Raw genomic sequence first — 5303 nt, 5'->3', positions numbered from 1 at the left:
AAAAACTACTTTTCCCCAGACACTACACTTTCACCAACATGCGATCGCTCTGGGTGCATGTTGGCAACGAAGAAACTATTGCGCTGCCGATAAATTTTGCTTGTCTTTGGTATCGCCTTTGATGCGTAATTCAGCAATACACACTTACATGGTGCTAACTTTTAATTATAGTTAGCCGTAATTTATTATAGGCACAATTCAACTATAGCTTTGACTGAGTGCAAAGATAGTTTACAAAAGCTTCTCAGGCGGCAATACTGCGTGGATAATTGCAACCGCCTTGATGATTAACCGTCTGGGAATACAAATTGTCTGCTTTAATTACAAAAATCATCCACTCGGATATCACGCCAGACATCAGAAACTTGCCAGCCAGAGTTGCCCACAGATTGTACTGGAGGATTATCAAGGAACGGAATATAGTCAGGAACTCTAGGCTCTGGAATCGCTACTGGTTTCTCTTCAACCACAGGGGTTGATGAATTGACAGTATTAGCTTGAAGAAGTTGGTCTTCTGCCTCCTCGATTAACTTCATCTGTCTCAGGGTAAGCTTGTCGGATTTTTTGATGATCTTCTTGGTATCTATATCATTAGAAGTTTTCATTGGCTGTTCCTTCAAAGGCATTGGCTCAAAATTTGGATGGGTAAATTTGGGAGAAGCTAGGTATTAATAATTTCACAGAAATAACAAGTTACACCAAATCGATGGAAAATACGAGTCTCTTGCTGAAGAATTTACCAATTCAGTACAAATCTCTTTTTCGGGCAGATGCCCCAGCATAATCTGTTGCACAGATGCAAGTATTAAGCGATCGCTTCTTGACTCATCATTGTACTTCAAGATTGTTTTGCGGTTTTGACTCCTAACAAGCAGATAATAAAGGGTTAAGAGTTCTCGCTGTGGAGGAACAGCGTTGAAAAAATTATCAGGTGAAAAAGGCACTAGATTACTTATAGTTAAGTAATTTTTATTTCTAACTACTAACCCGAAGGTCACGTTGTTGAGGGACGAAATGGATGCTGTAGTGCCGACGAAGGATAATATTCAATTACTTTGCTCTTGTGCACTTGTCATTAATGGGCACGGATCGAAAACCGTTAATGACAGCATTGACATTGAGAATCACATTCTGTTGACACCGCACAGCCTTGAGATTCCCTACGTGCTTTCGATGGACTTCTCCATTGAATCGCATTTACGCCAGGGTTTTCTTCCTCGGGTTCACAACGGAGCCTGGACGGTATATGGATTGCCCTACGGGACAAGCCACGCGCCCAATGTAATCATTCAGCCGTGGAGCGATGGCGAACTGCTGTCTTTCTCAAGGCAAATCAGCAATGACCCCAGGGCGGCCGCATCTAAATTACTCTTGATCAAAACCAAAGTTGAACATCAACGATAAAATCAGCATTTACTGCTTAATTTACTTTTAGAGACTCAAAGCGATCGCTAAATATTTTCGCAATAAGAGGAGATTAATGATAAAATTACAAGTTCTATTGAGAATAGACTAGTCTTGTTGACATGATGCGGCCGCCCTGGCAATGACCCTGAGTTATGGTCTAATATCGATGGCGTGTCTGGATATTACTGTGAACGAGATACCAGTATGTGCCTTATATTGAGAACTTCTGACGGCACACTTTCATATCTTGATTGGAGAATGTCTGCGAAATGCTTTGAGGAGATTGGTGCTAACCGTCAACTAACTGGCACATTTAAGGGCTATGTGCCAATCTTCCTCTACGCTCCACAGGTAGCGAAAGTGAAGATTCTTGGCCGGACAACGTTGAATGAGATCATGGACAGCGTGGGTAGGATCGCGGGGAACCGACTCTTCCTCTTGGCGACCTGCAACACAGGGCAGAACGACCATCATGTGAGCCTGGTCAAAGATTGGATGTCGATCCACCGTGCCGTAACCCTTGGGGCAGGGTCGTGTGATACGAGTTCCGTCGGATGAAAGATGTTCGTTGTCGTATGTAGGACTTCACGAAAGCAACAGGGATCGTGAGTTGTTGAACCAGACGCTACTTATTTAGCAATTATCTGGCAAAAAAGCAGCACCAAAGATGTTTTAAGTAAATCGGTAGAGCGATTGAGCTAAGTCTCGTCAGTTTGATGGATGCCTCAAAGTGCTGAATCTGGTGAAATTGTTAGTCAAGAAAACGTCTAATTTAAAATTTGTAGAGTATTTATGATACAAATACCAATCGTCCGCCAAATCCTATTAGATCCCGATAGTGGATTGCTACCATATCTTAGTGAACAACTTCAAACACAGAGCTTTTCCCATTTTAAGGCTCAGTTTGGTTTTCATGTAGACGAGTATTGTACGCAAGTTACCTCTAATGATGATTCTTCACAAATACAAACGAAACTTTTGTTCACTCTTAAGTTATCGATTGTTGTAGATAGCCAAACTTCCTCAGAGGATGCGACGTTACACGCTCTTGAGTTTCAAGAATTGCTAGATGCACAAATTATTAGATGGAGCCAGGACAACGAAAAACTGCTTAAACCAATCTCAGAAATTAAAGGGGCGCTCAGTCAACTATTAGAAATACCGTTCCACGGTGGTTATGTTCCAGGTTTTGAAATTACGAGACAGTTTTATCTAATTTATACTGCTGGCACTGCACAGTTAAGCCAGTCAGATGATCAAACATTGGAGGCTCAATCTTCATTGCATAGTCCAGGCGAACGCACTCCCACCAGTGGACAGTACGAAGTAATCAATTCTGATGGGAAAGGCACAGGGCTAGAGGTAACATCAACTGCTGGAAATCCGTTTCCTCCAACAAGTGAATCTGACCAATCATATCGGTTAGTTGACCCCACAAAGCACAAAAAGTCTAATAAATAGCAATTAGCGTTGCTTTGGCGATCGCATAGAAATATGGAATCTGACTATTGCTCCCGCATGGTATAAGCTAAATAGCAACTTGAGATAAGCTAATGTTGTCCTTAAGAATGTCTATCTCGACTGTAGAAAGTACTTTATCTTTCATTTGTTGTAGCTCATGTAGGGCAGCGTTAGCATCGGTAGCACCAAATTTGAAGTACTCAGTTAAACTACCAATGCGATAATTGTAATTATGATAGCGGTGTTTAAAATATAGTTCTACATTACCTCTATGTAGCCAAGTTCCAAGTATTTGAATAGCAACAGTTTGATAAGGGATAAGTAAATCCGTTTCTATTTCTGTCAATCGCTGTTGGATGGATCTGGCGGTAACTCCTATCTTGTGCAAAGTGCCAATTTTAGTTTGAATTTCTAAAAAATACAGAGTACAAGATAAAATGCGTTGAAGTTGAGCGCGATAAAGTGTTAAATCGGTGAGCCGATATGACTTATCCGGCGCATTTTTGTATAATGCGTGTTTGGCTGCTAGCTCTAGCTTCAGTAGCTTTCTGAGCAACAGGGGTTCTTGCACTTCGTTGAATAAACTGAATTCTAGTGCCCCAACAGGAATTTTTCCTAAATTAGTAAATTCATAAGCTGGAGGGGTTAGATAGACATTTTTTTGGAACATTCCAGCCTTGAGAAGTCCCGGGGTAACTAAACCAGGGCTGATAGGATAATTGATTGAGCCGTATTCTTTCCACAGCAATTTTAACTGTGCTAAATCTTTACGCGATAGGTAAATATTGAAATTATCGTAGAGTGGTAAAATCGGAAAATCACGGTTAGCTACAGGTAGGCAGGTTGCTGAAGAATGTGCAAAGTGATGTTGCTTTACCTTGCCTTTCTTAGCAGTTAGCTTCCCGTAACAGTAAGGGCATAAAAGCTCAGTCTTACCACTACCAACATCTTCAACACAGACTAATTGTCCATCTGGAGCTACACCAAATTTGAGCCACATTGTCACGCTTACTCAATAACAGAAAAACCAATCGGGGCTGATAGTAGAAAGTTCAAGCAAGCTTTAAATAATTTGCATATCTGCAAAATTTGGCTCAAACTAGTGCTAGTGTACTATAGGATTTCTAATTTAGGATTTGATTTGCTTGAAAATGGTGTGAAAAACGAGACTGCTTGTGCTGGAGCTACCCTTGGGACAAGAATCTGTCGCTAGAACCAGGAAAATAGTTCACGTTGATATGGATGCCTTCTACGCATCGGTCGAGCAGCGAGACAACCCTAGCTACCGAGGCAAACCGTTAGTAGTCGGTGGCAGTCCCAATCAGCGAGGCGTGGTTGCAGCAGCGAGTTATGAAGCTCGTAAGTTTGGTATTCACTCAGCCATGCCATCCATAACCGCTTTTGCCAAATGCCCTGGACTTATCTTTGTCAGGCCAAGATTCGACGTTTACCGAAAAGTTTCCTCTGCAATCCACGCTATCTTCAAACGCTATACTAATTTAGTGGAAGGAGTTGCACTAGATGAGGCATACCTTGATGTTACTGAAAACAAGCAAAACATTCCCTACGCTTCTACTGTCGCAAGATACATCAGAACTGCAATTTTCCAGGAAACTCAGTTGACAGCAACCGCAGGCGTGTCAATTAACAAGTTCCTAGCAAAAATGGCATCAGGGCAAAATAAGCCGAATGGACTAACGGTGATTTTACCCCAGGATGCGATCGCCTTTGTAGAGCAGCTAGCGATTGAGAAGTTCCACGGTATAGGAGAAGTTACTGCGGCGAAGATGCATTCACTCGGCATTCATACTGGGGCAGATTTGAAAGAGCGATCGCTGACTGAGTTAACACACCACTTTGGTAAAGCAGGGAATTATTACTACAAAATTGCCAGGGCGGAAGATGACCGCCCAGTTGAAGCGAATCGGGTTCGTAAGTCCATTGGTGCAGAAACCTCGTTTGCACAGGACTTAAACGATATCGGACAAATGTTACAAGAACTCGACCAGATTGCCCAAATTGTCGAGCAACGGTTAGAGCAGCACAAAATACGAGGACGCACATTAACTCTGAAAGTCAAGTTTTCTGACTATCATCAGATAACCCGCAGTAAGACAATGCTTGCTACTATCAGTCAACTTGATACGATTTTTGAGACAGCTAAAACACTGTTTTTATCAATTGACTTGCAGAATCGCAGTATTAGGTTGCTGGGCATTTCCTTGTCCAATTTGAATAACGCCAAACAAACCCAAGTAATTCAATTGCCACTATTTCAAAATGCAGGCATTATATTTTAGCTTACACTTGTGTGTCTGAACTATCTCCCAATTCTCAGCAATTCTCATTTTGAAATAAATAGAGTATTAACCCCCATTTTGAAATTCAAAATATAGTACAAAAAAACTAGTTTTCCGGGAGAGGCGATGCTTGTG

Annotated in this window: 7 protein-coding genes; 3 read left to right on the top strand and 4 right to left on the bottom strand. The window is 41.7% G+C overall.

Annotation, left to right across the window (positions count from 1 at the left end):
- Nucleotides 1-317 precede the first annotated feature (317 nt).
- Together H6G26_RS38085 and H6G26_RS38080 are read right to left on the bottom strand one after the other, a co-directional pair.
- Nucleotides 318-605: a hypothetical protein gene (locus tag H6G26_RS38085; protein WP_190736868.1), complete on the bottom strand. Its 288-nt coding sequence runs from the start codon at nt 603-605 to the stop codon at nt 318-320.
- Nucleotides 606-677: 72 nt separating this feature from the next.
- Nucleotides 678-944, bottom strand: a complete 267-nt coding sequence (locus tag H6G26_RS38080) for a hypothetical protein (RefSeq protein ID WP_190736866.1) — start codon at nt 942-944, stop codon at nt 678-680.
- Between the two features lie 70 nt (nt 945-1014).
- Between H6G26_RS38080 and H6G26_RS38075 the strand changes: the two genes are divergently transcribed.
- Nucleotides 1015-1404 carry a hypothetical protein gene (locus H6G26_RS38075; protein ID WP_190736864.1) on the top strand — a complete coding sequence of 130 codons (390 nt, stop codon included), beginning with the start codon at nt 1015-1017 and terminating at the stop codon, nt 1402-1404.
- 303 nt (nt 1405-1707) lie between these two features.
- Here the strand turns inward: H6G26_RS38075 and H6G26_RS38070 are convergent, their stop codons facing one another.
- A complete protein-coding gene (locus tag H6G26_RS38070) occupies nt 1708-1914 on the bottom strand; it encodes a hypothetical protein (protein WP_190736862.1) in 207 nt (68 codons plus the stop codon).
- 285 nt (nt 1915-2199) lie between these two features.
- Here H6G26_RS38070 and H6G26_RS43445 point away from each other — a divergent pair, with 285 nt between their 5' ends.
- The gene (locus H6G26_RS43445) at nt 2200-2868 is read left to right on the top strand and encodes a hypothetical protein (RefSeq protein WP_242054264.1); all 669 of its coding nucleotides are present in this window, start codon (nt 2200-2202) and stop codon (nt 2866-2868) included.
- 67 nt (nt 2869-2935) lie between these two features.
- On the opposite strand, the gene H6G26_RS38060 is transcribed toward H6G26_RS43445, so the two are convergent.
- Nucleotides 2936-3868: a GIY-YIG nuclease family protein gene (locus tag H6G26_RS38060; protein ID WP_190736860.1), complete on the bottom strand. Its 933-nt coding sequence runs from the start codon at nt 3866-3868 to the stop codon at nt 2936-2938.
- A gap of 175 nt (nt 3869-4043) precedes the next feature.
- On the opposite strand from H6G26_RS38060, the gene dinB reads away from it, so the two are divergent.
- Nucleotides 4044-5168 (top strand): DNA polymerase IV, encoded by a 1125-nt coding sequence (dinB, locus tag H6G26_RS38055; protein ID WP_347242585.1) that lies wholly within the window; start codon nt 4044-4046, stop codon nt 5166-5168.
- Nucleotides 5169-5303: the final 135 nt, after the last annotated feature.

Origin of the sequence: Nostoc sp. FACHB-888 (assembly GCF_014696655.1) — a bacterium.
Taxonomy (GTDB): domain Bacteria; phylum Cyanobacteriota; class Cyanobacteriia; order Cyanobacteriales; family Nostocaceae; genus Nostoc.
This window is presented reverse-complemented; position numbering and strand designations above follow the sequence as displayed.

Excerpts from the sequence above, each read along its gene's own strand:
- H6G26_RS43445 (WP_242054264.1), top strand. The coding sequence starts at position 2,200 with ATGATACAAATACCAATCGTCCGCCAAATCCTATTAGATCCCGATAGT.
- H6G26_RS38060 (WP_190736860.1), bottom strand. The coding sequence starts at position 3,868 with ATGTGGCTCAAATTTGGTGTAGCTCCAGATGGACAATTAGTCTGTGTT.
- H6G26_RS38085 (WP_190736868.1), bottom strand. The coding sequence starts at position 605 with ATGAAAACTTCTAATGATATAGATACCAAGAAGATCATCAAAAAATCC.
- H6G26_RS38075 (WP_190736864.1), top strand. The coding sequence starts at position 1,015 with ATGGATGCTGTAGTGCCGACGAAGGATAATATTCAATTACTTTGCTCT.